The organism is Halomonas sp. ND22Bw (genome assembly GCF_003011945.1).
In the GTDB taxonomy this organism is placed as follows: Bacteria; Pseudomonadota; Gammaproteobacteria; order Pseudomonadales; family Halomonadaceae; genus Halomonas; species Halomonas halophila.
In genome coordinates this window covers 1-270 of sequence record NZ_PXWD01000899.1, presented here as the reverse complement: position 1 = coordinate 270, position 270 = coordinate 1, and the positions used below count along the sequence as shown (strand labels likewise).

General features: G+C 75.6%; 1 protein-coding gene. It reads right to left on the bottom strand.

Features of this window, described 5'->3' with window-relative positions; genetic code table 11:
* Window positions 1-270: hypothetical protein (locus CVH10_RS20755; protein WP_219924919.1), on the bottom strand; the 270-nt coding region annotated here is incomplete at both ends.

Here is a 270-nt window from a genome sequence, read left to right as displayed (position 1 = left end):
CCTGTGGAATCAGGGAGAGGATGCGGTCCCCCGGCAGAACCCGGGCGGTGACGAGGTGGACCGCGATGGCCGCGAGCAGGGCGTCGCCGCTGCGATGGACCGGGCGGGCCGGGTCGCCGCCCGCGAAGCTGATCAGCCCGCCGGGTCCCGGTGCGTGGGGGCCGCCCGTGCCGTCGAGGGCCATGGCGTCGAGGTTGATCACGCCGTCGGGCACGTCCGGCCCGAAGGCGGCGAGGTAGCGCAGGCCGAAATAGCGCACCGCGACCCGGC